This is a genomic window from Streptomyces nogalater (genome assembly GCF_039532885.1).
Taxonomy (GTDB): Bacteria; Actinomycetota; Actinomycetes; order Streptomycetales; family Streptomycetaceae; genus Streptomyces; species Streptomyces nogalater.
Genome location: NZ_BAAASM010000009.1, coordinates 179,927 through 203,758, shown reverse-complemented (window position 1 = coordinate 203,758; position 23,832 = coordinate 179,927). Strand labels below are relative to the sequence as shown.

Genomic DNA, 23,832 nt, shown 5'->3' with positions numbered 1-23,832 from the left:
GCATCAGTCGCCGCTGCCGGGGAACCAGTGGTCGGGCAGTTGCAGGGCCGGGGCGGGGTCGTCCAGCGGGGCAGGCTCCGGGGTTTCCGGTGTGCAGTTGCAGCCGGGCAGGTTCGCCGGGTTCGGGGCCGTGCACGTGCTGTCGTGGATGAGGGCGGCACCAGCAAGGCTGATGGCGTGGGCCGCGCACGCGTAGACGGTGCGGGTCATGCCGCGCGCGGTCGGTAGCGGCCCGAACTCGGGGGCGGGGAGTTGGATGTCGGCCAGGAGGAGGAGGTGCTCACGGCGGTCCTGCTCGACGGCGACGGCCGCGGCGACCTCGTCGGCGGTTGGGCGTCGTTGCCAGTGGACGACCGCGGTCTCACCGCATGCTGTGCAGGTGGGCCCGCTGGGCGGGGTCGGGGTGGCCACTGCCGGTCTCCTCGTCAGGTCACGAAGAGCTGCCCGATGTTGATGACGGGCTGCTCGGGGTCGTCGGTGATGCGCAGCCACACGGCGTACCGGCCGGGGGCGAGGGTGGGCCCGGTGCTGCCGGGCCCGATGAGGACGTGCGCCCGGTAGGCGTTGCTGCCGGGGATGGCGGCGGTGCCGTCCCAGCCGCCCGGGTACCAGGTCGTCGGCCGGGCCCCGATCGGGGCGAACGCGAAGTCGACCGGGTCCGTGGTCGGGTTGTAGGGCTGGCCGGCGACGGTGACGTCCACGTGGGCCTGGACGTACTGCCGGCTGTCGCGGTCGATGCTCTGCACGCCGGCGCCTCTCTATTCGTCGGTGTTCCAGCGCCCGCCGGTGAGCCACGCCCGCCAGGTCGCGCCGGGTTCGTGGACGGTCCAGCGAGCGACGAGGCCGACGGCGGCGAGGGTCAGGTCGCGGAGGGCCCGCGTGATGGTCAGGCCCGTCGTGACGGCGCAGGCCGCACCGGCGGCGAGGAGGAGGGTGAAGATCCGGGCGGTGCTCGCCGACGCCGTGACGGCCGTTGTGCCGGCCGTGGTGTGGCGGACGCCCCGGCGGACCAGGGCGGCGGCGAGTGTGTCTGCCCGGATCGTCAGGGCCGCCGCGCGAGCGAGGTGCCGGGTGCTGGTAGCGGTCGTCGTGTGCTCGAGGGCCGCGGCGCGCAGCAGGGTGACGGCCGGGAGGGCCGCGGCGGCGAGGGCGCGGTCGATACCGGCGCGTACTGCGGTGCCGGCGGTCGCCGTCGTGGTGAACGGCCGTGCCAGGGCCCGGGTGGTGCCCGGGGTGCCGGCGACGGCCGCGGTGATGGTCCAGCTGAGGGCCCGGGCGTAGGTGAGGACCTGGGTCACGGTCGCGACGGCCGCGGTGGTGACGCCGGTGGCGCGGGTGAGTGTGCCGACGGCGGTCGATGACGTCCGCTGGGTGGTGGCGGCGTCCCGTTCGAGGGTGCTGGCCGCCCGAACGGTCGTCGTGAAGGTGAGCAGCGCGGCCCGGACCCGGGTAAGCGTTGCGGACACGGCCGCTGTGACGGCCAGGACGGCCGCGTAGGCGAACCGGAAGGCCAGGCTGGTCGTTCCGGTCGCCGCGGTGGTGATCGTCCGTCCTACGCGGGCGTGGGTGGCGCCGTCGCCGGTCGTTGCGGTGGTGTGGTCGGTGCTGATCGTGCGGGTGAGGTGGGCGGGCCCGTTGATCGCCGCGATGTCGGTGCGGGTGAGGGCTCGGCGGATGCTCTTGTCGGCCGTCACGCTGGCGGCGAGGACGGCGAACATGTCCCGGCCAGCGGCGAGGACGGTCCGGACCGCGGCGGCCGTTGCCAGGACGACCGTGTACGCGACTGGGGCGACCAGGCCGACGGCTACGGTGCCGGTCGCCCTGAGGCGCCGGCCGATCGTGCGGGCCGTCGTCCCGGTGGCGGTCGCCGCCGCGGTGTGGGTGCGTGCGAACGTCGTCCAGACGGTGCCGGCACCCATGCCGGCGGACGCCGCGGTGTACGCGGCGCCGGTGGCCCGCCGGATCGTGCTGGCCGCGCGGGCCGGGGCGGCGACGATCGTGCCGACTGCCCGTCGCACGGCGCCGGTGACGCCGGCGGTTGCGGCCACGGGCCGGTCGATGCCCCGGCTGGTGCGCCCGGTCCCGGCGCCGGCGCCGGTGAGGGCGACGGCGGGGCCGCGGGTGACGGCGGCCGTGCCGAGTGTGGGTGTCCTGGTCTTGATGCCGAGGCCGCGTGTGAGTGCTGCGCCGGCGGTGCGCGCGGTGGGGAGCGCTGTCGCCAGGGCGCGGCGCACGGCCGGGCTGATGATCCCGGATGTGGCGACCGTTTGGGTGGCGGCGCGGCGGGTGCTGCCGGCGCTGTGCGCGGTGCCGGTGAACGGTCGGACGACGGCCCGGGCGATGCCGGTGCCGCCGGCGACGAACCCGACGAGGAGCAGCGCGCGCAGGGTGGTTGCGGCGATGGTCCGGGCGGCCGTCGCGGTCGCGGTGAATCGTCGGGCGGCGGCGCGGGTGTATGCCGCGGTGTTCGTAGCGGTCGTGGCCCGGGCAGTCGCGGCGGCGCGCCGCACGCTGCTGGCGCCGGTGCCGGTCGCGGCCCGGACGATGCCGGCGCGGCGGCCGAGGTTGGTCGCCGCGGTGGCGGTGCGGGTGAGGTCGACGGCCGCCGATGCGCGCACGAGGACGGCGGCCGTGGCGTACTTGCCGGCCGGGCTCTGCGTGCATGTCGGTGCGGTCGCCGTGGTCAGGGCGGGGTTCCACACCACGCCGTTGCCGGCGGCCGTGGTGGTGTACGTGAATCCTTCGGTGGTGCCAGCGCCGGCGGTGTTGGTCAGGTAGACATACCCCATGTAGCACTCGGCGCCGGTCGGGGTGAGTGCCGGGTAGGTGATCGTGGCGGTCGCTGTTCCGGAGGTCGTGGTGTCGCTGCTGTCGCCGGTCCAGACGGTGTTCGTGAGACTGCTCGTGAACTGGACGGCGACGAGTTCCGTGGAGACGCCGGCGATGTCGCTGTTGTAGGTGACGGTGATCGTCGTCGACGCCGTTGAGGCGATCACGCCGAGCCAGATTTCGATGGTGCCGTTCACGGTGGCCTGTGACGCCGATGCGATGCGGGTCCAGGTGTCGGGGCCGCCGCCGGTCACGGACGCGGTGCCGATGTCCGCGTCGGCGATACGGACGACGAGGACCCAGGCGTTGCCGATGACGGCGCCGGACACGGGGAGGTTGCCGACGCCGTTGCCGCGGTTCTGCTGGAGGCTCCCGACGGTCGAGATCGTCACGGGTTACCTCCTCCGGCGGGGTCGGTCAGGAGAAGGACAGCTTCGTCGTGGCGGTCAGGGAGTCGCCGGCGTTCAGCGCGAGACCGGTGAACGAGGCGTGGACGAACAGCGAGCCGTTCGTCACGGACCCCGATCCGGGGGCGTTGCCGGCGGTCACCGTGGCGCCGCTGGAGTGCGTCGTGGCGGCCGAGCCGTTGACGCCGCGGGTCACGGTCCACGTGGTGGTGCCCTGGCCCGCGGTGACGGTCATGACCTCGCTGTCCACTTGGAGGTGGAAGTTGCCCGAGCCGGGGAAGCCGGCCGCGGATGCCACGGTGATGGAGGTGGCGCTGGCGGATGACACGGCCGCGGACAGCGTCGTCGAGGCAGGCTTCGACGACGAGTCGCTCAGGAACGTCTCGGTGATCGTCTGCGAACTGGCGCTCGTCAGGGTCCCGGTGACCTGGTAGGTGTCGTTCGTGCTCGTCGTGGTCACCTGGCTGGACGTGCCGACGACGCGGGCCTCGGTGGCCTCGGTGAACGGGGCGACGTCGGACGACGCGGCGGTACCGGCGCCGGTCCCCCAGCCGATGTTCTTCGGCTCGGCCTGCGACGGCGTGGAGCCGATCAGGCGAGACGCGACGATCTCACGGCCCTTGGCGGTGAATGCGACCGTGGTGGCCATTCCTACAACTCCTTACCGGCGGCCCGTGCCGCGGATCGGTTGGCCGCTCGTGCGCGGCGGGTGAAGCGGGGCTGGCCCCACAGGCGCCACCAGAGGCGGCGGAGGGGGTTGCGGTGCCAGTAGACGCCGCGGCCGAGGTCGATGACCGTGCCGTCGGCGCGGGTGATCACGAAGTGCGTCTCGGCGGCGCGGTGCGACGCCTTAGCGGCCGGGTCGCTCATACCGCCGCCCGACGGGCCGCGGTGTGAACCGTGGCAACGTGCTCACGCCAGGCGGTGAGATCGATCTCCACGACCAGGTCGCCGGGACCAGCGCCCGCGGCTTCTTTGACGGGGACGGCGACGTGGTCCGGGCAGATCGGGCAGTCGATGGGCACGTGGGTGCCGAGTAGGGACGCCATCGCGTGCGCTCCTTGAGGGGTCAGGGCTGGCCGCGGAAGCGGGCGTCACGCATGCGTTTGCGGATGACGGCCGGGTCTTCCGACATGGCGGCGTACGGGTCGAGGTCGGGTGAGGCGTCGTCGGCCGGCGGCTCCTCGTTGGCCTGCGGTTCCGGCTCGGTGGTGGTGCCCTCGGCCTTCGCCCGGTAGTGGGCGATCCAGGCGTGCGCGCCGGTCTGGTCCAACAGGAGGTAGGCCAGGGCCTGGCTGGTCGCGTCGACCATGTCGTCGTGGGCGGCGTTCGGGAACGCGGCGGCCTCGTCGATGAGTTCCTCGGGATCGAACAGTTCGACGGCCTTCTCGGGCAGGAAGACGTTGCCGGCCTCAAGGACGGGGCTCACGGCGGTCGCCCGGGCGTACTTCGACTCCGTCGGCGTGACGGCGATGATGCCCGGAACTTTCGACTTGAGGGTCGAGATCACCGCGGTGCCGTTCGCCTTGTCCTCGACGAGTTTCGCGGTCGCCCCGGGCCAGCGCTTCACCATCGCCTCGAACGCGGCGAGGGTGTCGGTGAACGACAGGCGCTTGCGGATCTGGTCAAGGAGGTAGACGTCCGCGCCCTTGCGGGCCCAGACCTGGCCAACGACGTAGTCGCTCGACCGCGTGTCTTTGAAGGCCATGTCCCAGCTCATGATCACCTGATCGCACTCCTCGACGCGGTAGGCGTCGGGCCGGTCAGCGTCCTGCGACCACAGCGGGGTGCCGTAGCGACGCCACCACTGCCGTCGCCAGACGTCACCGGTGGTCGGCGACGGCCGGCCCTGGTACAGCGACGTCCACGTACGCGAGCCGACGTCCTGCCGGGTCTCTTCCCAGTCTTTCGCGGTACGGCCGCGGGCCGAGATCAGGTATTCACCGGGGGCGCGGCCGAGCGGGTCGGTCTGCCCCTGGTTCGGGTCGTGGTCAGCCTGTGCCGGCACGTTGATGTGCCGCCACTCGCCGCGCACGTCCTGGGCAAGGAGCCGGCCAGCAAGGTCGTCCTCGTGCCATCGAGTGAGTACGACGATGACGACGGTGTCCGGCCCGAATCGTGTGCGCGCGGTGTCCGTCCAGAAGTCCCACACCCGCTCGCGGAACACCAGGCTCTCGGCCTGGGCGCGGTCCTTGATCGGGTCGTCAATAATGAGCACGTCAACGGGTCGGCCGGTGAGGGCGCCCTGGACTCCGACGGAGTAGACGCCGCCGGCGTGGTCCTGGATCTGCCACTCGGCCGCCGACGCCGTATCCCGGCGGATCCGCAGCCCGAACTTGTCCGGGTTGGCGGCGATGTCGTTACGGATCGCGCGGCCCCACCGGCGGGCGGTGCCGAGTTCGTACGACGCAATCGCAATACGCTTGTCAGGATCACGGGCGAGCAACCAGGCGGGGAAAGTCCGGGATACGCGCTGGCTCTTGCCCTCCTGCGGGGGCATGGTCCAGATGAGGCGCCGGCAGCGGCCTTCCGCGGCGTCGATGAGGTTCTGATCGAGGAGGGACAGCGCCGGCGTCAGGACGACACGCGGGTCGAGTTCCCGGGCCAGGTCGTGCGGGGTCGGGTAGCGGTCGACGGCGTCGCTACGGCCCTCGAGTCGGTCGGCGGCGAGTGCGAGCGCGTCCATGTCGCTGGACACCTCGGGCGCCTCCTCCCGGGGGTTACTCGGCCGTGAGGGCGGTGTGGAGGGTATCGAGGACGCCGATCACGTCGGGGATTCGCATGCAGTCGATGTACATGTCGACGAGGTCGCCGTCGACGACCTTGATCTCCCACTCGCCGCCGAAGTCCTCGTCGGCCCAGTAGTAGGTGCCGGCGTCGGCGGCCTCGATGCCGTCGGGGGCGTCGTCGAACCAGCCCTTCCCCATGAGCTTGTCGATAGCGGCGCCGACGGGCGCCTGCGGCATGCCGCGGAACTCGACGGTGCCGCGGGCCTGATCGTCAACGCACACGGTGCCTTCACCGAGTCCGTCGTGCTGCCAGTTCATGCGCAGGTCGCAGCACCCGGTCGGGTAGGGCATACGGCCGAGGAGGGGGAACGCGGTGGTGGCCGCGGTGACGGCCGCCTCCTGCTGCGTCTTGAAGGCGCGTTCCCACTCGTCAAGGGCGAGTTCGGCGTCGTGTTGCAAGGTGGTGCTCCGGGGGTGCGGTGGTTCTAGACGGCACGCAGGTGCCGGGCGGCGGCCTTACGGGCGTCGTCCGCGGCCTGCCCGGTGACGCCGGCGGCGGCGAGTGCCGCCTCGAGGGCGGAGACGAGGGCATCGGCTTGCCTCTCCGTCACCCTGGCCATGCGGTCCTCGATGTTCAGCCTGGCGATCAGGCCGAGGACGTGCCCGGTACGGTCCATCGCGCGCTCGTAGAGGCTGATCTCGGCGCGTAGTTGCTCGGCGCCGGAGGCACCCTCGTACCGGATGCGGTCGCCGAGGTCGTTGACGATGGCGCTGATGGCTTCCTGCCAGGCGAGTACTTGGCCGGCGAGCTTGGACAGCGCGGCGAATGGATCGGCGACCGGAACGACGTCGAGCGCGGCGAGTACCTGCCGGGCCTCAGCGTCAGCCATCTCCGCCCGCGCGGCGGTGCGCTGGGTGCGGGTGTTCCCGCCGTGCAGCCGGCAGTGGCCGAAGCCGACGTGGTCGGTGCCCCAGCCAGCGGTGAACGTGCACGTCTCGCCGGGGGCACCCTGCCGCTTCTGCGCGCCACACCTCGGGACATCACCCCCGGCATGTTCGGGTCGCATGCTGGTCACTCTCGGCTCCGCTGGTTGAGGCGCAGCATGCGCACCCGGCGGTCACCGATGTTCAGGGCCGTCGACACGGCGTTGAGGTCGCCCTTCATCGCGGCGCCCCAGACGGCGGCCTGGAGCCGGTTGAGGCGTAGAACTTCGAGGACCCGGAGCGGGTCCATGGGGAGGCCGTCGTACTGGGTGTCGGCGACCGCGGTAGCGGCTTCGAGGGCGTCGGCGGGGTCGTCGTAGCCGAGTCGGTCGGCGATGGTGGCCCAGTCGACGCCGGCGAGGCAGAGGGTGAGGGCCTGGACGGCGCGCTCGTCGGACACAGCGGGCCTCCTGGGAGAGGGAAACGCTCACGGCCCGCTCCCCCGGTGTCGGGCGAGCGGGCCGTGTGGGCAGGATGTTCGGTTGTCAGTAGGTGCCGATGCGGGGGCCGTAGTCCTCGCCGGTCAGCTGCCGGTACCGGGCGCACGCCTCGAGGTAGATCACGCCCTCCTTGAAGCGCATACGGGCCGGGCTGGCACCGACGCGGTCCAGGATCGTGCGGAATCTGACGACGTCCGGCGCCGCTGCCTTCGTCATGCGGGCGAGGGCGGCGTAGTCGGGGTTCGCGGCGATGCCGTTACGGCGCGGTCGGCGACCCATCGTCAGTTCGCGTGCGCGTCCCATAGCGATTCTCCCTGGTCAAGCGACTGTTTCGTGTAGCTACAGAATCAGGGAGAGTCGGGAGGCTTCTCAAGCCGCTTCGGCGAGTTCGTCGGATTCGTCGACATCGGCGAAGGCGTCCTCGACACCGTCGGGCAGGTGTACGTCGACGTCGCCGCACGCCTTCGCGGCCTCGGACCGGTTGCCCTTGCAGAAGACGAGGACGTCCTGATGGGTGCGGGCGAGTCCGCGGGTGCCGGTGAAGGTGCGGCCGGCCATGATGGCGCTCGTACCGACCGCGGTGACGAGGACGGCGCCGGACGCGTAGACCAGGCCGGCCTTCACGGCCGCGCGGATCGTCGACCCGCGAAGGTCGTGCAGCGCACCACGGTTGTCGCGGGCGTCGCCGGTGACGAACACGGCGAACCTGTTGGGCTTGAGGGCCTTGGCGACGCCGGCGATGATCCGCTCGTACACCTCGTCGAACGCATCGTACGACATCGCCGACAGGTCCTTCGGGTCGTCGCTGTACTCCTCGAGGTCGTAGTACGGCGGGCAGGTGAACACCATGTCAGCGCTGTTCGGTTCGAGGGTCTTGACCCAGTCAGCGCTGTCGCCGATGGACCAGGACGGATCGGCGGCGAGCATTCGCCGGCCGGCGAACTCGTCGCGCTGCTCACGGTTCGACTCGACCTGCTCGGGGCGGAGGTCGTTGCCGTGGTACGGCCGGCCGAGGATGCCGGCGACGATGCCGCGGACGGATCCGCCGGCGAACGGGTCGAGGATCTTCCCGCCGGGCGGGCAGAACCAGCGGTACGCCAGTTCACAGACGACCGGGTCGAACACGGACGTACCCGAGGCGACGGCATCGTCCGGCCGTATGTAGTGATCCGCTTCGAACTCGGCCGCGGTCAGCGGCCGACCGAGGGCCTGTTCGACGACCCGCTTCTTGTCGTAGTACTTCGGGTCGGCCTTCGCCATGCCCTCGAAGACCAGATTGTCGCCGCGGCCGACCTCGGACCGCATGCCCAGGCTCAACCACTGCTTCTTGCGGGTACGCCACCAGCCCTGGCGGGCGTCGAGAACATCGAACGGTGGGATCAGGAACCGGTCCGCGAGGCTCGGCTTCTCCGCCGGCTCCGGGTCCGGGCCGGCGTCGTTGCTGCCGTCGAGGTCGTCGAGGTCGGGCGGGGTGATCAGCGCCATGACGTCGGAGTCGGTGTAGCCGGTGCCCTCGTAATCGCCGTCGAGGTAGCTGAGGAGTTCGGCGAGGGCGTCGTTGTCGTACCCGCCCAATTCAGCCAACCGGTTGTCGGCAAGGTTGATCCGGCGGGCCTCGTCGTCGTCGCAGAGGATGATCTCGCAGCGCGCGGTGGTGCCGTCCCAGGACCCGTCGGCGCACATCGCGCACGGGTTCTTCTCGTGGTCCGCGTACTGGCACCGGCCGGCACCGTGCGCCTGGAGGGCCTGCATCGTGTGGTTGCCGGCGAGGACGACGAGCGGGCCGCCAGGTATCTGCCGGACGACGAGACCGCGGTACTGGCCGTTCCTGCGAAGGCTGACCAGGATCTCGGCGGGGTCGCCACGCTTCGCGTTGCCGGGGAAGGGGGTCAATTCATCAAAAGGAACGTCGCGGGTCTCAACGTAGATGGCGCCGGGCATACGTGGGTCTCCCGTGAGGGGTCGGGGGTGAAGGGGGCGGGGCCCCGGCCGAGGAGTCGGCGGCCGGAGCCCCGCGCGGGGTCAGCCCTGGGCGGGAGCCGGGGCGGGCTCGACCTGCTCCGAGGCTGCGGGGGCCGCGTCATCGGCCGGGGCGGCCGGCGCGGCGGGCAGGGTGCCGTCGACGACGGCCTTGATCTCTCCGGTGGCCTTGCGCAGCTCGGCGAAAACCGCGGCGACGATCTCGTCCTTGACCTTGTCCAGCTCGGGGACGAGCGTGGCGACCAGGCCGCGAACGAAGGCGTCGAGTTCGTCCTTGCCGCCGCCGAGCAGGTGCGCGAACTCGCTCTTGATGTGGTCGACGAGGTCGCGGAACCGGCCGGCGAGGGAGTGCCCCTCGTCTTCGAGGTCTTCGACCAGGCCGTGCAGGTCCTCGAGTGGCGCGGACATGGTGCCTCCATGCAGGGAGTGTTGGTGGGGGGTGCCGGCCGCCACGCACCCCTCAATGCGTGGCGGCCGGCAGCAGAAAGGCCCCGCCGGAAACGTTCGTCCGCGCGGGGCCGGTCTAGGGGGTCGGCGGGTTATACGCCGACGGGGAGAGCGGTGCGCTTCGGCGGCACCTTCACGGCGCCGGTGGCGACGTCGCGCAGCTCGAGCCAGTCGTACAGGCCGCCGTACGAGGTGATGCGGCCCTCGCTGGCCCACCGGGTGACGGTGCCCTTGGGCTTGCCGATGAGGTGGGCGATGTCCGACGGGGAGAGGAGGACGGGCCGGTACGTCATCGAGGGTGTGCCTCCCGGAAACGCCGAAGGGCCGCCCGGCGTGGGCGGCCCTTTCGACAGAACTCTCAAGACTGCCAGGACTATGACTCACTCTGGCCAGCCAAGTCAAGTCAGTGTCGCTACACGGTATAGGTGAAGTCGCCCGTCAGAGCGGGCATGCCCACCATGGTCTTCGCCCTCGGCCGCTGCGTGCCCTTGTCGGCCGGCGCCTTGCGGTGTCGCCCGGCCGGGCGCTCCCCGGTGTCGGGCTTCCAACTACTCCACTCTTCCGTCACGACCGGCTTGCGATGCCGGCCGGTCCCCGGGATGGATGCACCGAGGGTGTAGGTGTGCAACTTGACCGGCTCAACGGTCGGTGTCCAGTGCCCGGGGGCCGTGCGGTACTCCGGCATGATCGCGGTGAGAGATTCCGTACCGGTCGGCGCCGCCGACTCAGCCCCGGCTCCGGCGGGGGCGTGGGAGAGGACGGCTTGGGCCTCACCGATGGACAGGCCCAGCGTGGACACGAGGGCACCGAGGCCCATGAGGGCGCGCAGGGTGACGCTGCCGGTTGCCGGAACCGGCCGGGGCGCGGCGTGTCTGCCCGTCGTCGACGTGTCCGGCTGCTCGTCGGCAGGGACTCGGAGCGACAGGGTCGGTGCGTCGTCGGTGACGAGCTTGAGGTGGGATCCGCTGCGGGTGCTTCGGGGTCTCGGGGTCGCTACGTCGGTAGACATCGGTGGGTGGTCCTCGCGGGCCAGGCGCGTATGCGCAGTGGAGATGTGAGGGTGGTCAGGTCCAGGCGCCGTAGATACCGGCGACGGTGAAGCCGGGGCCGAAGGCGGTGAGCAGGCCGGGGCCGGGTGCGGGCGGGTCTTCGTAGGTGCGTCGCAGGACGTCCAGGATGGCGACACCACCCAGGTTGCCGTTCTGCCGCAGGGAGTCGTGCGAGTGCTGGCCGGCCTTGTCCGCGTCAAGGCCGACTCCGGTGATGACGTCGTCGATGATGCGGGGGCCGCCGGGGTGCACCGCCGCCCACTCGACCGGGCGCTCGCCTAGCCAGTCCGTGAGGTACGGCAGGGCATCGGCGGCTGCGGTGGCCGCAGCCTTCGTCGACTCGAAGTGCAGACCCTGTTCGTCGATGGTGCCCCAGTACCGGTCGCGACTGTTCGGCATGACCAATTCGTACGGGTCGGACGCGATGAGGCCCGTCGGGGGGTGGTTGCGGTCGTCGATGCCGGTCACGATGCAGGCGCCCGCGCTGTCGCCGAACAGGCTCCTGTAGATCATCGACTGCGGGGTGTCCTCGGTCGTGTGGTAGATCGTTGAGAGGGTCTCGGCGGCGACGACCAGCACGCGCGTGCCGGGCCGGGCGTCGGTGTGGAACAGGGCTTGCGCGAGCGCGTGGGCGCCGCCGCAGCAGGCCAATGTGGTCAGCGGCGTCCGCGCCACGGTGGGCTTCAGGCCGAGGCGCTCGATGAGGTGGATATCGAGTCCGGGGACGGTCCAACTGGTGGTGTGGCTGGTGACGATGGCGTCGATGCCGCCGGGGTCGAGGCCGGCGGCATCGAGGGCCTGACGGGCTGAGGTCTCGGCGAGGTCGAGGGCGTCGTTGAACGCCACCTCGGCACGGTAGCCGACGCCGCTGGGGCGGGCGGCTTCGAACAGCGGGCGGGACCAGTACCGCTGGTCGACCCCGGCGTTGCGGATGAGTCGCTGCCACACGTTCATACGGGGGTGTGTGCGGGTGGGGTCGTCCGGGTGCCGGTAGGTGCTGGCTATGTGGTCGATCAGGGCGTCAGTCGTGATGCGGTGTGGGGCGAGGGCGATGAAGGGTCTACCGACGTGCGCGGGCACGGCGTCCTCCAGGAACGTTGACGTGAAACGGATGAAGGGGGTAGCGGTGGGGGGCTGGGCGGCCGGTGTCGGGGAGTGCTGGCCGCCCGGCCGGTCTGTGACTACGCGCCGAGGTACCGGGCGCGTAGGGGCGGGAGCGGCTGCGGGGGCTGCTCGCCAGGGTCAAAGATCATGGTCATGGTCGAGAAGGTGCTCGACGTCTTCGGGGACGAGGTGTGCAGGCTCATCCACCCGGGCCCGTGGTCGGGGTGGTTGTAGGGCCGGCAGGCGCCGTCGGGGTGTACCCAGATGGGACCGAAGTCGCGGTATATGGGTCCGGCGTCGGGGTCGGCGAGGATCCGCTGCTCCAGGTCGGCCAGGTATGCGTCGGTGGGGTGCGCGGCTCGGGCCGCCCAGACGTGTGGAGCGACCAGCGGCGCCCACGACGTCTTCCAGTCACCCAGGACGGTTCGAGCGTCCCGGTCGAGGAGCATCCACTCCATGGTGTTTTTCGGTATTCGCTGCCCAGGAAAGATCCGGGTGAACTGCCGGTTATAGGCGACCAGTTCCCACCGATGATTTGTGATGTAGGCGGCGTGCGGGATGCTGTTGAGGACGCGGAGCCAGGAGCCGGGAATCTCTTCCTCGGTGTCCGGGTGCAGCGGGTACGGCGGGTCGCGGCGCCAGGTCATACGCCACAGCCACACCCATTCATGGGGGTTCAGCTTGAACAGTTCCCCGACGCCTTTCAGGACGTGTTCGGGGGCGTTGTTCAGGCGTCCGTTCTCCAGGCGCTCATAGGTACCGCGGCCGAAGCCCAGGACCTGGTCTACCTGCGGCTGCGTCAGGCCGCCTCCGGCCGCGCGGCGCCCCTGGGGTGCGTGTCGGGTGAAGCCGTAGTCACTCGGGGACAGTTCGGACCTACGCCGCTGAAGCAGAATCCGCAGTGCCTCTTTCAGGGCGCCCTGGTCCACGTCGTCCTCTCCCCATGATCGTTGATCGATCCACATCATTACCGACTTGGTGGCGCCCATTTGCCTGCGAAATTTGCAGGCAAATGATCGAAGCGCTGGAGCTTGCCTGCACTCCGCCCTCGAAGTCCACAGGCAACCCCTCCAGAACTAACCGCATCATGCCTCTCACCTGGGGGTATAGCAGTGCGTGACGATAGTTACCATGCGTCATGAAGGTACAATGAGGGCAATAGGCGCATTCCGGCTTGACCTCCAGTAAGAGGCTTACCAGCCGGTTTTTTAGTTTCGCTTTGCCATTCGTTGCGGCGTATACGCCACACGCACTCACGCTGGACCGGGACAACAAGACGACCTGATCCGCCACTAACCCCAGCTCCTGGGGCCCGGACGCGACCACCGCACCCGCCCACCCCTGATCGAGGTCAGCTCAATGACAAACAGGACGACCGGCACGGTATGGCCCCCATCGGTACGCCGGGCAGTGGCCGTCATAACGCGGCAGGTCCCGCCGCCTGGGAGGGACGGCGGGACCCGGCATGGGGGCGGGCGGCGCGGAGTGGTCAACTATCCGGCGCTGGGGGGAGATGCCTCGGTAGATCAGCGGGAGACGGTGGGTAGATGAGCCGGTAGACACGCAGGTCAGGCCGCGGTAGATGCTTCGGTAGACGTCTCCTGGGCGGTGGTCGGGGAGGGGTCGTCGAGGTCCCTCCGGCGGACACCCCACGTCGGCACGCCGCCAACCTTCACGCTGCGGTCAACCGTGACCTTGAGAGCCGTCAATCGGACGCGCAGATCGGTCACCGTCCAGTCGGCCGTCAGGGCGGCCGTCGGAGGGTGCCGCTTGAGGTAGGCGAGGACGGTGCGGAGGTGCACCCCGGAGCCGCTACCCATGAGGGTCAGCAGGAGGGTGCGGACGGCTTCCCGGTCGAGCACCGGAGCGGCCTCCGCGGCGCCCTCCTCGTCGGCTCCGACGGCCGCCTGGGCGGTGGTCTTCCCCGCGCGCCAGGCGGCGACGGTCCAACTGCCGGCGAACAGCCACATCAGAGCGGGTAGAGCCCGGACGATGCGCCACAGCAGGTACAGGCCGATGGCCAAGAGCACGATCCGGAGCCAGCAGCCGAGGACGGCCCGCCAGCCGGTGAGGTCGGCGCGGCGACCGCGTGCGACCCAGGCGGCGGCGCGCCGGCCGAGGCTGCGGGCGACGGTGACGGAGCCGGTGGCGAGCCGGGCAGCGGGGCGAGCAAGGCGAGTCACAGCAGCCCCGAACTCTGCACGGCGGCGACCACGGCGTCACCTATGCCGTTAAGGGCGCTGGGCAGCCAGAAGAGGGCGCCGGTGACCCCGGCCGTGAGGGTCAGGACGCTGCCGACGAAGACCCCGCCGATGATCCGGCGCCGGTCCTTCGTCCCGGCCTCCTTGTAGGCGACGACGGTGAGGAACGCGACGACGATGACCACGCCGGCGCCGGTGGCGCCGAGGCCGACGAGCTGGCCAGTGGTCAGTCCGCTCGCGGATGAGGTGCCGGTCGCCGCGTCGCTGGCGCGCGCTCCCGCGCGGTTGGCGACGGGTGCTGCGTGGGTGTGGGTCCAGCCGAGGATGCCGCCGGGGCACGCGGCGGCGCAGGCCGCGGCGCCGAAGCCCCGGCCGAAGGGAACCAGGAGCTTCATCTCCCGATTGCCCTTCCACCAGGGCCGCAGGTTGGCAATCAGAACGAGGACGGCGGCGAGGAGACCGCTGACGGTGAGGGTGGTGGTGCCGGTCATCGGTGCACTCCGGTGAACAGGGTGAGGCCGTCGTACCAGTCGAGGACGCCGGGGGCGCCGAGCAGGGCGACGACGAGGAAGAAACGGGGCAGGGCGCGGCTGGGCTGGCCGGGCGGGCTGCTGTGGTGGTCGATGGCCCAGGCGGCGGTGATGGCGACGCCTGCGATGACGTAGGCGGCGAGGATGCCGGCCTCGGCCCTGGCCTGGTGCACGGTGTGAGCCCAGATCCCGACCGGGCTCCGGCCGACGGCCCACGGCACGAGAGCAGCAAGGAGCGCGGCGACCATCCGCCAGGTGAGCAGCGCGTCCCATAGCCGCTCCCACAGGCGCGGCGGACGTTCCTCCTCCACCGGGCCCTGGACGATTTCGTGCACGTGGTGGTGGTGGACGACGACCTCGGCGGGCGGTGGAGGTGGCGGTGCGGGAGGGGGCGGGCTGGTGACGACGGGCGGGGGCGGCGGGGTGCGCCACGGTGGCTCTTCGCCGGGCTCGGGCGGTCTCGGCGGCAGCGGCGCGCCGGCCGGAAGAACACGGGTGGGGGTGATGGGACGGGGACGGGGCTGGTCGGGTGTGGGCATGGTGGGGTCCTCGTGGCCGAAGGGGCGGACGCCGAGACGGCGAAGGTGGTAACGAGTGCGCAGCTCTTGTCCGTCGGGGCCCGGCTGCGCATCCGTCACTCGTCGGGCCCGTCTTCGGGTTTCGTGCGGTTGCGGTTGCGCTGGATGCGCTGGCTGGACCACTCGTCGGAGTCGAGGATGTCGTCGACGGGGGCCGCCGGGTCTCCGCTGTCGAGGAGGTTGTCGAGCCAGTCCTCCTTCTCGTCCCTGGCGTCCTCGTCGTCGGGTGTGGTGGCCACGTCAGGCCTCCTTCGCGTTGGTCATGTCGGTCGCCGCCTCCGCGATGGCGTCGGCGAGGTTGTCGGCGAGCAGGGGCTGGATGCGTTGCGCCCTCGGCTGGCCGATGCGCAACTCGCGCTGCAACAGGCGGAGGGGGGCCTTGCGGTTGTGCTCGCGGAGGGAGCGGATGTTCAGCTCCCTCGCATCCCGCATCAGCCGCTCGTCGGGGAGCGGCAGGTGCACCATGCGGCGGGTGTCGGACGACTGCTCGGCAACGGTGCGCCGGGGTGTGGACGGTTGCGCACTTGCCGCAGGTGCGCACACTTCGGGATGCGGTGCCCCCATGGGGGCCAGGTCCAGGATCAGCGCATTCGGGTGCGCATCCCTCCCGGGCGGCTGCGCACTAGGGGACGGCTGCGCAACTGCGATGGCGGATGCGGCTGCCGTCTCGAAGTCGTCCTGTGCGCCTCGCGGTTCGGCAGCGTCCAACGGATGCGCACTCGAGTGCGATGCGGTGGTGAGCATAGGGTGCAGCGGCGGTTGCGCAGCCCGGGGCCGGCGGGCGATGTTCACCAACGTCGGGGTGACTGGCACGCCGTGCTGGGTGACGAGGGATGCGAGGTCCGCATCCGTCGCATCCGGGTGCGCGGCGTGCACTCGCCGGATCGCGTCGAGAGGCTCCATAGCGCGCAGTTCGGCGCCGGCTACGCCGAGCGGGGTGGTCGGGTGGGGGGCCACTGCGGGGGTGCTGGTCCACGGGGAGACGACGTCAATCGTGCGGAGCTGATCGGCGCTGCGGCGCGCAGCCAGGAGCTGGAGGAGCTGGTGTCGCTGCTCTCCGCTCGTGCCGACGGCTGCGCGGGCGACGGATGCCTTGAGCGCAGCCCTCCCCCAGGGGCCCAGCCAGCGACGAGATGCGAGTCGTACCGCGCGGGCGGTCGCCCGGTCGCGGGTGACCTGCGCGGCGGTCCGGCCCCGGACGGCGAGCCCGAGGTAGGACAGCAGGCGCTCCCGCAGTTCGTGGCCGATCTGGGCGGGCAGGCCCGTGGAGAGGGCGTCGGGTCTGCGGACGCGGATCTCAAGGCCCATCGCGAGGTGCCACAGCAGGGCGGCCATGATGGGGCCGAAGAAGGCCCGGACGATGCCTGCCCACCAACCGCTTTCGGTGAAGGCTGGCACGATCTGGACGCTGGCGATGACCCAGACGAGGACGCCGGGTACGCCGGGGGTGCCGGCGGCGCCTTCGGCGGCGGTTGCCCGCTTGTTCGTGCGTGCCATGACGCCGCACACGACGAGCGCGATCTCGCCGGCGGCGAACATGAACAGGCGCTCGCCGCGGCTGGCCATGCCGAGGTGGTCGCGGGCGAATCCCCAACTGGTGTCTCCGCTGTAGGCGGTGCAGACGATCGCGCCGATGGCTGCGGCGAAGACGGAGGCGCCGGTGCGGCGGGCGATGAGGTAGCTGGCGGCGAGCACGGCGAGCAGCAGCAGGCCGATGGCGAGGACGGCCAGCGACGGCTCGGTGGTGGCCCACCGGGTCAGCTGGTCAGCGATCACGATGCTCCTCCGGGAGCGGGTCAGCGGCGACGGACGCGCCACGGGTAGGTGGTGAGGGGGGTGCGCTGGTCTGTAGCTGCGGTGACCAGGGCGCAGCGGCGTGGATTCCCGGCCGGCGAGCGGCTGCTGGAAGTGGTGGGGAAGGAGTCCGTTGCCGCGTGGGAGCCGGCCGCCCCGGCTCGGTTGGCTGCCGGGGCGGCCGGGGATGGTTCAGCGACTGGAGCGGTAGCGGTACCAGGGGCCGGTCTGCTGCCGGTCCCCGGTCTCCCAGTTCTCCGCCTTCTTGGCGGTGCGGCGGGCCCCGGACGTCTTGGCCCGGCGGAAGCGGTCGGCCGGGCCGGTGACGGTGACGCCGGCGGCGGGGTAGCTGCGGCTGGTCTGCGCGCCCTTGAACGGGTTCTTCATCTTCTTCATCGGCGGGCCGCCGCTCGGGTCATCGCGAGCTGGTTGCGGGCCGCCCCGGCGGCGGCCTGCCGCCCGTTCGGCGCGGTCGGATCGTTGGGGCGCAGGTCTGCGGCGCACGCGCGGAGCGTGGCAGGCTCGGCCATGAGCCGACTGGGGCGGGGCGCGCGGCGCCCCCTGGGGTCGGTACCGTTGGACACGGTCACTCCTCCTGGTACTGGCAGGCGGTGTGATCAGGTCGCCCAACGCTCCATCGCCGGGCGACCCGCCCCGGTCGGTGCTCCAACACCGGCCGGGGTCGGCCCTGACTGGTGCTCCAACACCGGGCAGGGCCACTTTTCACGAGGAAGTTTGATCCCGTGATGGGGTCAAACTTAGGGCGAAATCAACTACGGGTCAAGGTCGTTGAGTTCGTCAGACGTCAGGTGTGCGCCGGCCGCGACCGGGGCGGTGCGCCAGCCATGCATCGATGGTGGAGGAGCGCCAGACGGGCGAGCGCTGCGCCTGATCATCCGGCAGAGGGAAGTCGGCGGGGCGCACGGGGAGCCCGTCGGCGACACGCTTGCGAGTGCGCTTCAGGTACAGACGAATGGTGCCCGGCTGGACGCCGGCCCTGTCTCCCACCTGGGCGGTGTCGAGATACGGGTCGCTGTCGTGGGGCACGTCGTTAACTCCTCGTCCTCGCGGTAGCGAGAACAACGGTAACGGTTGAGCGATGAGCACGACTCCTGTCACCCCCTATCCGACCAGCACTCTCGTTGAGTTTGACCCCATCAGGGGGGCATACTACAGGGGTCCTACTGGGCCGTAAACGCCAAGACGGCCGCCGGAGGTGAGAGTCCGGCAGCCGTCCACGTAGGCGCGCGGCGGGTCGGGAGCCCGCCGAGCAATGTCCCCATATCGCAAGGACCCTCCGATGGTACTTACTCCGACGCCCGGTGCGCACCCCATGAGGGTGACCCGGTGAGTCTCGATCCGATCCTGTGGGCGCTAAAGGACGCGCCCGTCGCCGACACCCTGGAACGGATCGTCCTCGTCACGCTCGCCGAGCGCTGCGCCCGGGCCGACGGCTGCACGGCTTTCCCGTCGCGCGACACGATCGCGCAGACCGCCCTGGCCGACCCGAAGACCGTGCAGCGCGTGCTGCGCAGACTCGAGACCCGTGGCCTCATCGCCAGGGGCGACCAGTCCGCGGCCCGCTACCTCCGCGCCGACCGCCGACCGATCGTCTGGGACCTCCTCATCCCCTACAGCTGGTTCCCGAACCCTGAGCGGATGAACACCGAACGGATCCAGGCGGGCCTCCCCCCGCTGACACCGGCGGACCGCCCCGACATCCCGCCGGCACCGGAACGGAAGAAGCGCGCCGACGCCGGTAAGACCAGGTCGCAGGGGCGGGGGGACTCGCAGTCCCCCCGCGAAGAGAACGACGGGGGGACTGACAGTCCCGAACGGGGGGACTACGAGTCCCGCACGGGGGGACTTGAAGCCCCCCGAACATCCCCTAAGAACCACCCCTCTGATGCCCCCCTCCTGGACGCCGCGCCGACATCGGCTGCGCCGGCCGCCGTGGGGATACCGGGCGAGGGAGGGGGAGACGATCATTCGGTGACGGACGACCCCGCCACCACCTTCGTCGATGGCCTCCCCTACGGCCGTCAGGTGCCGAACCGCTCCACTAGGGAGCGCCTCGTCGCCGGGGTCCGGAACGCGTACGCCGCCGGCTGGACCCCGCGCGCCTTGCAGCGCCACCTCACCGACGACACCCGCAGCGCCAAGTCCCTCGTCGCCGTATACCTGCACCGCCTGGCCGAACTCCCCGACCCGACCGCCGTCGCCGCGTCCATGGCCGCCGACGCGACATACACGCCGCCGACGTACACCGCGCCGACCGTCCCGGACGCCGTCCCGCCGAACGAGGCCCTGGCCGCCGCCCGGGCCGCAATCCGGGCGCGGCGCGGTGAGCACATCCGCGGACGGGACCACCGCCCGTACGTGCCGGGCACCTGACGACGCGTCGGCGGGACTCGACTTGCGCGCGGTCGGGCCCAGCCATCTGTCGGACCCCCTGCCTAGCCTGAAGAGGTGACCATGCTCGATCTTTCTGACGCCGAGCGGCGGCTCCTCGCGTATGCCCTGGATCTGGCCGCCGAGCAGATGGCATCGCACGGCGACGAGTTCACCGGCGATGACGATGCCGCACTGGTCCGGCTGCGCCGGCTGGCCGCCGAGGCGAGGCCGGATGAAAGCGGCACCGAAGCACAGCCGCCACGGTACCGCTGGACCGTCGAGACCCATGACGATGTCGCCGACGAGTGGGCGCCCGGCACCTGGCATCTGGTCCGGTGCCTCGCCGTCGAGCGGTACGAAGCGCTCAACCAGAGCCATCCGGTACGGCGGGACGGCACGCCCGCGGAACGGCGCCTGGTCCGGGAGACGACCACGTACACCATCGAGGAGCCGACGGCATCGACCGGCGTATGACGACGGGCCCCAACCAGGTGCGGCTGGGGCCCGTAAGGGTGTGAAAGTGCTGGCTAGTTGTCGGCCTCCGAAGTGGTACTTGCGGCGGTCACGTCGTTGAGCATTCGGGGTGGTCGTCGCTACGCCTTCCTCCGTGCAGCGGACCGGGCCTTGGCGTTCTCCTCGGCCTCCTTCTTGATCTGGCGGGCGCGCCGCTTGATCTTCGGGACTAGGTCGGCCGGCGGCCGGGTCGGCATGGCGGCGCCCTCCTTGTGGAGGAACCAGTCGAGGTATGCGCGCAGGTTCTCGGCGCGAGCGCTGCCGCCGCCGACGGGGGTCTCACCCATCAGCTCAAGCGCGGCCTGGAACTCATACCACTGGTCACCGATACGAATCTGGCGGGGCGGGGTGTGGGTGTCGGGCAGGTATCCGGGTGCCATGCCGGCCACCGTACAGGTCATGTAGCTACATGTGCAAGCAGACACACGCACCGTCGTGTAGATACACGGCCCCCGCGCGCACACCTTGACGCGTAGCTACACATCCCCCTTACTGTGTAGCTACGCGGGCCGCCGAGAGCGGCCCCACATCAGGAAGGACCGACCATGACCAAGCGCACCCGCGAAGTCGCCCTCGCCGACGGCCGCATCGTACACCTCACCGCCGGCGAGATCCGCGCCCTCAGGCGGTACGTGAGGATGAACGGCGAGCACGGCAGCGGCCCGGAGGGCTACCAGTACGACCCGGGGAACGTCTCGCCCGCGACCGTCCGGAATCTGATCGAAAAGGGAATCTTCGAGATGACCCCCGCCGGCGTGCCGCGGTTCGCCAGGGGGGTGCTGTCGAAGTGACGACCACCCTCGAGCAGCCGACCGGCAACGTCGACACCCCCGAGGTCGAAACGCCGGCCGAGCCCCCGCGCTACATGCGCCGCGGGAAGTGCGACACCGGTCGGCCGCTGTGCGGGAAGCCCGCGCGCTGGTACCCGGCCGGCTGGCGGTGCGACGAGCACCGACCCAGCTCCCGCTGAACACCCCGCCGCGCCCCGGTCCCTCGACCTGACCGGGGCGCCGACAGATTCCCCCAACAAACCCCCTTGCATGTAGCTACACGCCGCCTGTACCGTGTAGCTACACCGGGCCGGAACGGACGGCCCCGAACCCACGGAGCACCGACCATGCACACCGCACACACCGCCGACGCCCTCATTCGGAGGTACAACCTCAGCGGCAACATGCTCGCCGCGATCCGCAGCGGCGCGAACGGCCGGATCCTCAGCTGCGCCGTCGTCACAGAGAAGGCCCTCGTCAACCGGGGCATCATGCACCCCACCGAGTCCACCCTGACGGCCCTCGGCCGGCAGATCCTGGACGCGCTCAACGCCGCCCGCGGCGCCGTCGAGCCGGCCACGCCGGCCGCGGGCGAGACGCCGGCCCCGGAGGTCGTCGAGGGTGTCGTCGTCCCCCACGCCGGCGTCACCAAGGGCTGCCTTCCGGTGCACGCCGACGGCTCCGACACCCGTGCCGCGATCGAGGCCCTGGGCAACCTGAAGCTCGCCGTGCTGACCGACGACTTCGAGCCCGGCGAGGGCCACGATGTCCGCGGCTTCATGGTCGACCCGCGCGGTAACGGCCGGGTGGCCGTGTACTGGGTGTTCGGTGGCGACATCCGCGAGCGCGACGGCGAACCCTTCAAGGTGGAGCTCCAGATCGCCGCCGACAAGTTCCGGGAAGCAGGTTGGACGGTCGAACGTCGCTCGGTGTTCTGCGTGTTCGCGCACCGCCCGGCACCCGTCATCCCGGTCCCCGAGTCGGAGTGGACGCAGTTCCCGGTGCAGGTAAAGGCCGGCGACCTCATCGAAGCGAAGACCGCCACCCGGAATTCGGAGCCGTCGACCATCCGCCGCCGCGTCAACCGCGAACCGTGGCTGATCGGCCGTAACTCCGCCGCGATCAGCGACGGCAAGGGCCTGGACTCGGTCTTCACCGACACCATCCGCGTCATCGACGAGACGCCGGCAGCGCCGGCCCTGATGTCCGAGGCGATGCAGCGGAACGTCGACGCAGCCAACGACGTGCTCGCCGGCGCAGAGGCCCAGCCGCCGGCCCCGGAGCGCCTGCGCGACCAGATCTCGTACGGCATCCAGTGGCGCAAGGACGGCGGGGAGTGGTTCGGGAACGTCGTCACCTCCGCCCTGGATAACCGGGACGAGGTCGACAGGTACGTCGCCGACGTGCAGGCCCTCGCCCAGCCCGGCGTCGAAGTTCGGGCGGTCGAGATCCGGCTGACGCACACCGCGCTTCCCATGCCCGGTGAGGGGAAGCAGTCCGATGTCGACCACGGGCCGGTCGAGGCCCGCACCCTGCGCTCTGGATGCCTCGTCGACTGGTACGGCGCCGAGCGCCTGGTCTGGAAGGTCGAGTACCGCCACGCCGGTAACTACCTGCGGATCCACACCGTCCCGCCGGCCGGCGAGCACCCCAGTTACTCCACCTTCACCCCGAGCCCCGAGACACGCGTTGAGCTGATCTCCCGCGGCCCGGCGGTCGACGCCACCGGCCGGCCCGTCGACGAGGAGCGCTGACCCCGGCACGGGCCGCTCGACCCGGCCCGTGCCCCTCACCCCCGGCCGGCCGCACACCGCGGCCGGCCCTCACCGAAGGGATCACGAGATGTCCGCTGCCCCCCAGCGGCCCCCGGCCTTCGAACCGGTCATCATGCCCACCGACCAGGAGGAGTACCGGCGGATGCGCCAGGAGAACCCCCGCCCGGGCCCCTGCTGCGACTCCGCCGGCCCCGTCCAGCACTGGCCGCTGTTCCAGCACTGCGGCGGCGGAAACGGCCCCGGCCTCCCTGTTCGCCCGCACTGCACCTGCGACGCCTGTTTCTGACCCCACCCATCCGGTCGGCCGCCCACACCGGCGGCCGACCCCGTGCCCAGGAAGGGACACACCTATGACGACGCAGATACCGGCCGAGGTTCCCACCGCCGAGTTCGAGCTGATCCGCCTTCTCAAGTCGACGCCGGCCAGTGACCGGTGGTCGATATGCGAGCGCCTCGAGAAGCAGCTCGGCGACCGGGCCAAAGCCCACCGGCTGTTCGAGCGTGCCGGGGCCGAGGTGATGCACGGCGAGGCGTGCGAGCGGCTCCGCCGGAACCTGCGGACGGCCCTCGAGGCCGCGACGGCCGAACTCCGTAAGGCCGAGGGCCTGGTCGTCGAGCTGTGCGGGCCGTCCGTGTACGACGTCGAGTACGCCGAGGGTGTCGCCGGCGACGACCTCCTGCACCTGATCTCCACCGCGCACCGCTCGGCCCGGATCGCGTCGACGCTGCAGAAGGCCATCGGATGAGGTGCCGGCTGTTCACCCACTGGTCCGTCGGGCTGGACTCGTGGGTGGACGCCACCGGCTACGAGCCTGCCCGAGCCCCGTGGGAGTTCACCGCGTACCTGTCGTGCGTGTGGGAGTCCATCCCGGGCGTCGAGGAGTGCGGGGTCTGGTTCTACACGGTGCCCACCGGGCCGGCGCGAGTCATCGCCGGCCGGATCGTGGCCCGGATGCACTGGAGCGTGGACGTGCCCACCGAGGCGTGGCGGGCGTGGCGCGCCGAGTACGACCGGGGGGCGCCCGTCCTCCCCGGCGTACGGCGGGACGCCCTGCGGTACCTCGCCGGCGAGCTGTTCGTGTCCGGTTCGATCGCCCCGACGGACGCCGTCCTGACCGTGACCCGGGCCCGCGAGGGTCGCCGGCCGGCGTGGCAGTCGGTTCCGGACCCCATCCGGGTGTACCGGCCCGAGGATCGCGTCCCCGCCGGTCGGCGGTAAGTGCCCGACGCCCCGGCATCCCGCCGGGGCGTTTCTCACCTCCCCCGCTTGCATGTAGCTACACACCCCCTTAGAGTGTAGCTACACAT

34 protein-coding genes are annotated in these 23,832 nt (G+C 71.1%); 8 read left to right on the top strand and 26 right to left on the bottom strand.

The features are described from left to right. Window positions 1-3: 3 nt before the first annotated feature. From ABD350_RS08965 to ABD350_RS08845, 25 genes are all read right to left on the bottom strand, one after another. Window positions 4-411 (bottom strand): hypothetical protein, encoded by a 408-nt coding sequence (locus ABD350_RS08965; protein WP_344347286.1) that lies wholly within the window; start codon window positions 409-411, stop codon window positions 4-6. 14 nt (window positions 412-425) lie between these two features. Then, window positions 426-746: a hypothetical protein gene (locus ABD350_RS08960; RefSeq protein ID WP_344347285.1), complete on the bottom strand. Its 321-nt coding sequence runs from the start codon at window positions 744-746 to the stop codon at window positions 426-428. A 12-nt stretch (window positions 747-758) separates the two neighbouring features. Next, entirely contained in the window at window positions 759-3,221 is a 2,463-nt protein-coding gene (locus tag ABD350_RS08955; protein ID WP_344347284.1) for a hypothetical protein, read from the bottom strand. Window positions 3,222-3,246: 25 nt separating this feature from the next. After that, a complete protein-coding gene (locus ABD350_RS08950; RefSeq protein WP_344347283.1) occupies window positions 3,247-3,885 on the bottom strand; it encodes a hypothetical protein in 639 nt (212 codons plus the stop codon). A gap of 2 nt (window positions 3,886-3,887) precedes the next feature. Continuing rightward, complete coding sequence (locus tag ABD350_RS08945; RefSeq protein WP_344347282.1) at window positions 3,888-4,106, bottom strand: hypothetical protein; 219 nt, start codon at window positions 4,104-4,106, stop codon at window positions 3,888-3,890. Further along, window positions 4,103-4,285, bottom strand: a complete 183-nt coding sequence (locus tag ABD350_RS08940) for a hypothetical protein (protein ID WP_344347281.1) — start codon at window positions 4,283-4,285, stop codon at window positions 4,103-4,105. Before ABD350_RS08940 ends, ABD350_RS08945 begins: the two co-directional genes overlap by 4 nt. A 20-nt stretch (window positions 4,286-4,305) precedes the next feature. Continuing rightward, entirely contained in the window at window positions 4,306-5,934 is a 1,629-nt protein-coding gene (terL, locus tag ABD350_RS08935; protein ID WP_344347280.1) for a phage terminase large subunit, read from the bottom strand. 22 nt (window positions 5,935-5,956) lie between these two features. Then, window positions 5,957-6,424 carry a hypothetical protein gene (locus ABD350_RS08930; protein WP_344347279.1) on the bottom strand — a complete coding sequence of 156 codons (468 nt, stop codon included), beginning with the start codon at window positions 6,422-6,424 and terminating at the stop codon, window positions 5,957-5,959. A gap of 26 nt (window positions 6,425-6,450) precedes the next feature. Beyond that, the gene (locus tag ABD350_RS08925) at window positions 6,451-7,032 is read right to left on the bottom strand and encodes a hypothetical protein (protein WP_344347278.1); all 582 of its coding nucleotides are present in this window, start codon (window positions 7,030-7,032) and stop codon (window positions 6,451-6,453) included. 5 nt (window positions 7,033-7,037) lie between these two features. Beyond that, entirely contained in the window at window positions 7,038-7,349 is a 312-nt protein-coding gene (locus tag ABD350_RS08920; RefSeq protein WP_344347277.1) for a hypothetical protein, read from the bottom strand. Between the two features lie 85 nt (window positions 7,350-7,434). Then, window positions 7,435-7,692, bottom strand: a complete 258-nt coding sequence (locus ABD350_RS08915) for a hypothetical protein (RefSeq protein ID WP_344347276.1) — start codon at window positions 7,690-7,692, stop codon at window positions 7,435-7,437. Between the two features lie 66 nt (window positions 7,693-7,758). Next, window positions 7,759-9,282, bottom strand: coding sequence for a hypothetical protein (locus ABD350_RS08910; protein ID WP_344347275.1), 1,524 nt, complete (start codon window positions 9,280-9,282; stop codon window positions 7,759-7,761). 129 nt (window positions 9,283-9,411) lie between these two features. Then, window positions 9,412-9,777, bottom strand: a complete 366-nt coding sequence (locus tag ABD350_RS08905) for a hypothetical protein (RefSeq protein ID WP_344347274.1) — start codon at window positions 9,775-9,777, stop codon at window positions 9,412-9,414. 131 nt (window positions 9,778-9,908) lie between these two features. Then, window positions 9,909-10,109, bottom strand: coding sequence for a DNA-binding protein (locus ABD350_RS08900; RefSeq protein ID WP_344347273.1), 201 nt, complete (start codon window positions 10,107-10,109; stop codon window positions 9,909-9,911). A 119-nt stretch (window positions 10,110-10,228) separates the two neighbouring features. Continuing rightward, window positions 10,229-10,825 (bottom strand): hypothetical protein, encoded by a 597-nt coding sequence (locus tag ABD350_RS08895; RefSeq protein ID WP_344347272.1) that lies wholly within the window; start codon window positions 10,823-10,825, stop codon window positions 10,229-10,231. A 55-nt stretch (window positions 10,826-10,880) separates the two neighbouring features. Then, on the bottom strand, window positions 10,881-11,945 hold the full coding sequence (locus tag ABD350_RS08890; protein WP_344347271.1) for a PhlD: 1,065 nt from the start codon (window positions 11,943-11,945) through the stop codon (window positions 10,881-10,883). A gap of 101 nt (window positions 11,946-12,046) precedes the next feature. Beyond that, window positions 12,047-12,937 carry an MmyB family transcriptional regulator gene (locus ABD350_RS08885; RefSeq protein WP_344347270.1) on the bottom strand — a complete coding sequence of 297 codons (891 nt, stop codon included), beginning with the start codon at window positions 12,935-12,937 and terminating at the stop codon, window positions 12,047-12,049. 600 nt (window positions 12,938-13,537) lie between these two features. After that, a complete protein-coding gene (locus tag ABD350_RS08880; protein WP_344347269.1) occupies window positions 13,538-14,152 on the bottom strand; it encodes a hypothetical protein in 615 nt (204 codons plus the stop codon). Next, a complete protein-coding gene (locus ABD350_RS08875) occupies window positions 14,149-14,661 on the bottom strand; it encodes a hypothetical protein (RefSeq protein ID WP_344347268.1) in 513 nt (170 codons plus the stop codon). The genes ABD350_RS08880 and ABD350_RS08875 overlap by 4 nt, the downstream gene beginning before the upstream one ends. Next, window positions 14,658-15,239, bottom strand: coding sequence for a hypothetical protein (locus ABD350_RS08870; RefSeq protein WP_344347267.1), 582 nt, complete (start codon window positions 15,237-15,239; stop codon window positions 14,658-14,660). Before ABD350_RS08870 ends, ABD350_RS08875 begins: the two co-directional genes overlap by 4 nt. 95 nt (window positions 15,240-15,334) lie before the next feature. Beyond that, window positions 15,335-15,517, bottom strand: a complete 183-nt coding sequence (locus ABD350_RS08865; protein ID WP_344347266.1) for a hypothetical protein — start codon at window positions 15,515-15,517, stop codon at window positions 15,335-15,337. Window position 15,518: 1 nt separating this feature from the next. Then, window positions 15,519-17,054 carry a hypothetical protein gene (locus tag ABD350_RS08860; protein WP_344347265.1) on the bottom strand — a complete coding sequence of 512 codons (1,536 nt, stop codon included), beginning with the start codon at window positions 17,052-17,054 and terminating at the stop codon, window positions 15,519-15,521. A gap of 210 nt (window positions 17,055-17,264) precedes the next feature. Continuing rightward, complete coding sequence (locus ABD350_RS08855; RefSeq protein WP_344347264.1) at window positions 17,265-17,468, bottom strand: hypothetical protein; 204 nt, start codon at window positions 17,466-17,468, stop codon at window positions 17,265-17,267. Further along, window positions 17,465-17,656, bottom strand: a complete 192-nt coding sequence (locus ABD350_RS08850; RefSeq protein WP_344347262.1) for a hypothetical protein — start codon at window positions 17,654-17,656, stop codon at window positions 17,465-17,467. The genes ABD350_RS08855 and ABD350_RS08850 overlap by 4 nt, the downstream gene beginning before the upstream one ends. A 214-nt stretch (window positions 17,657-17,870) precedes the next feature. Continuing rightward, window positions 17,871-18,119, bottom strand: coding sequence for a helix-turn-helix transcriptional regulator (locus ABD350_RS08845; protein WP_344347261.1), 249 nt, complete (start codon window positions 18,117-18,119; stop codon window positions 17,871-17,873). A 300-nt stretch (window positions 18,120-18,419) separates the two neighbouring features. On the opposite strand from ABD350_RS08845, the gene ABD350_RS08840 reads away from it, so the two are divergent. Continuing rightward, window positions 18,420-19,466 (top strand): helix-turn-helix domain-containing protein, encoded by a 1,047-nt coding sequence (locus ABD350_RS08840; RefSeq protein WP_344347260.1) that lies wholly within the window; start codon window positions 18,420-18,422, stop codon window positions 19,464-19,466. 81 nt (window positions 19,467-19,547) lie between these two features. Then, the gene (locus ABD350_RS08835; protein ID WP_344347259.1) at window positions 19,548-19,940 is read left to right on the top strand and encodes a hypothetical protein; all 393 of its coding nucleotides are present in this window, start codon (window positions 19,548-19,550) and stop codon (window positions 19,938-19,940) included. 119 nt (window positions 19,941-20,059) lie between these two features. Here the strand turns inward: ABD350_RS08835 and ABD350_RS08830 are convergent, their stop codons facing one another. Then, window positions 20,060-20,359 (bottom strand): hypothetical protein, encoded by a 300-nt coding sequence (locus ABD350_RS08830; RefSeq protein ID WP_344347258.1) that lies wholly within the window; start codon window positions 20,357-20,359, stop codon window positions 20,060-20,062. A gap of 165 nt (window positions 20,360-20,524) precedes the next feature. Here ABD350_RS08830 and ABD350_RS08825 point away from each other — a divergent pair, with 165 nt between their 5' ends. The 6 genes from ABD350_RS08825 to ABD350_RS08800 all read left to right on the top strand — a co-directional run bounded on the left by ABD350_RS08825 (window position 20,525) and on the right by ABD350_RS08800 (window position 23,743). Continuing rightward, on the top strand, window positions 20,525-20,770 hold the full coding sequence (locus tag ABD350_RS08825; protein WP_344347257.1) for a hypothetical protein: 246 nt from the start codon (window positions 20,525-20,527) through the stop codon (window positions 20,768-20,770). Beyond that, window positions 20,767-20,949: a hypothetical protein gene (locus tag ABD350_RS08820; protein WP_344347256.1), complete on the top strand. Its 183-nt coding sequence runs from the start codon at window positions 20,767-20,769 to the stop codon at window positions 20,947-20,949. The genes ABD350_RS08825 and ABD350_RS08820 overlap by 4 nt, the downstream gene beginning before the upstream one ends. A 147-nt stretch (window positions 20,950-21,096) precedes the next feature. Next, the gene (locus ABD350_RS08815) at window positions 21,097-22,503 is read left to right on the top strand and encodes a hypothetical protein (RefSeq protein WP_344347255.1); all 1,407 of its coding nucleotides are present in this window, start codon (window positions 21,097-21,099) and stop codon (window positions 22,501-22,503) included. Between the two features lie 88 nt (window positions 22,504-22,591). Beyond that, entirely contained in the window at window positions 22,592-22,810 is a 219-nt protein-coding gene (locus tag ABD350_RS08810; RefSeq protein ID WP_344347254.1) for a hypothetical protein, read from the top strand. Window positions 22,811-22,874: 64 nt separating this feature from the next. After that, window positions 22,875-23,270 carry a hypothetical protein gene (locus tag ABD350_RS08805; protein ID WP_344347253.1) on the top strand — a complete coding sequence of 132 codons (396 nt, stop codon included), beginning with the start codon at window positions 22,875-22,877 and terminating at the stop codon, window positions 23,268-23,270. Further along, window positions 23,267-23,743, top strand: a complete 477-nt coding sequence (locus ABD350_RS08800; RefSeq protein WP_344347252.1) for a hypothetical protein — start codon at window positions 23,267-23,269, stop codon at window positions 23,741-23,743. Before ABD350_RS08805 ends, ABD350_RS08800 begins: the two co-directional genes overlap by 4 nt. The last annotated feature ends 89 nt before the right edge of the window (window positions 23,744-23,832 follow it).